This is a genomic window from Actibacterium sp. (genome assembly GCF_041584535.1).
Lineage (GTDB): Bacteria > Pseudomonadota > Alphaproteobacteria > Rhodobacterales > Rhodobacteraceae > Actibacterium_D.
The window spans coordinates 1-1,818 of the sequence record NZ_JBFHDW010000406.1 but is presented as its reverse complement, the minus strand read 5'-3'; the positions used below and the strand labels follow the sequence as shown (position 1 = coordinate 1,818).

The window sequence follows — 1,818 nt, the reverse complement described above, 5'->3', positions numbered from 1 at the left end:
TGCTGCAAAAGGAATTCTGTGACCCGCTGCCGTGGTTGGCGGGCGATGTGGCGGCGCTGAACCAAGGCGGGGATGCGGTGCGGTTTGACGGCGGGGTGGTATGCTTTGGCCTGTCCGACCGGCAAGAACCCGTCGGCCTTGCCCCCAGCCTGTCGGGCGCCGCCCCGGTTCTGACGCCGCAAGGTTATCGCCGCGCCGATCAGCTGTGCGCGGGCGATCTGGTGCAGGACGTGGATGGCCATGCGCATCCGATCCGGTTCAGCACCCAGCGCGACGTGCCCGCGCGCGGGCGGTTCCGGCCCTTGCGGTTGCGGGCGCCCTTTCTGGGGCTTCGGCGCGATGTGATCGTCGCCCCCGAACAGCGGCTGATCGTGCGCGGCCCCGAGGTCGAATACCTGTTCGGAGAAGAGCGCGTTCTGGTCGAGGCCCAGGCCCTTGTCGGCACCAATTGCGCCGTGCCTGCCGATTGTGCCGCGACGGTGCGCTATCACCAACTGGTGCTGGACGACCACACGATGCTGGATGTGGCGGGCCTGCCGATGGAAAGCCTGTTCATCGGCGATCTGCGCGAAACGCCGGAAATGCTGGCCACGACAGTGTTGCGCAATGCACCCGCCAACAGCTTGCCGTTACACAAGAAACTGGCATGTCCCGTTCTGCGCGCCTATGAGGCAGTAACGCTTTGTGCGGCATTGTTCAGCCGTTGACCCTAGCCAACCGGACCCGAAAGCCCATGCTCCGATCCCTGTGCCTGCTGCTGACCGCCCTGACCCTGACCCTTGGCGCCGCCCTGCCCGGGCTTGTCAGTGCGCAGACGGTCGAGGTGGCGACGGTCGAACGCCCGCCGTTCTCGACCTTTCACAACGGGGCGCAGACCGGCTTTAGCATCGAGCTGTGGGAGGCCGTCGCCAAGGAAATCGGCAAGTCCTCGACCTATGCCCGCCAAAACACCTTCAGCGACATGCTGGGGCGGGTGCAGGCCGGAACGATCGACATCGCGGTCGCCAATATCTCGATCACCGCCGAGCGCGAAAAGGTGCTGGATTTCAGCCATGCGATCTTTGAAAGCGGCTTGCAGATCATGGTGCCGCATAGCAACCAGATCAGCACGGTCTGGCGGGTGATCCTGTCGCGCGATCTGGTGCTGGCGATCATCGTCGCCTTTTTGATGCTGTTCGGCGGCGGGATGCTGATGTGGCATCTGGAACGCCGCGCCCAGCCGTTTTTCGACCGCCCCGCGCGCGAGGCGATGTTCCCGTCCTTTTGGTGGGCGCTGAACCTTGTGGTGAATGGCGGTTTCGAAGAACGCGTGCCTCGCACTTTTTTCGGCCGGGTCTTTGGCGTGCTGCTGGTGCTGTCGTCGCTGTTTCTGGTGTCGATCTTTGTCGCAAAGATCACCGCGATGTTGACGGTTGACGCGATTCAGGGCTCGGTCAATTCGCCGAATGATCTGTATGGCAAGACCACCGGCACCATCAGCGGTTCAACCAGTGCCGCGTTCCTGCAAGACCGCGATGTCGATTATGTCGGCTATGAGGATCTGGGCGCGCTGATCGAGGCGTTCGAGACCGGACAGCTGGATGCGGTGGTGTTCGACGCGCCGGTGCTGGCCTATTACGCCAACCATGACGGCAGGTCCAAGGCCCAGATGATCGGCGCACCGTTCCGCCGCGAGGCTTATGGCTTTGCCCTGCCCTCGGGCAGCCCGTTGCTTGAGCCGATCAACCGTGCGCTGCTGACCCTGCGGGAAAACGGCACGTATGACCGGCTGTATCGCAAATATTTCGGCTCACAGAACTAGGTCGTCGGGATCGGCGG

General features: G+C 63.5%; 2 protein-coding genes. Both read left to right on the top strand.

Annotated elements, in window-relative coordinates:
* Positions 1 to 707, top strand: a 707-nt coding sequence (locus ABYW26_RS14175; RefSeq protein WP_372605561.1) for a Hint domain-containing protein, incomplete at its 5' end; no start/stop codon positions are given.
* Positions 708 to 733: 26 nt separating this feature from the next.
* Positions 734 to 1,801 (top strand): transporter substrate-binding domain-containing protein, encoded by a 1,068-nt coding sequence (locus ABYW26_RS14170; protein WP_372605560.1) that lies wholly within the window; start codon positions 734 to 736, stop codon positions 1,799 to 1,801.
* Positions 1,802 to 1,818 lie beyond the last annotated feature (17 nt).

Excerpts from the sequence above, each read along its gene's own strand:
- ABYW26_RS14170 (WP_372605560.1), top strand. The coding sequence starts at position 734 with ATGCTCCGATCCCTGTGCCTGCTGCTGACCGCCCTGACCCTGACCCTT.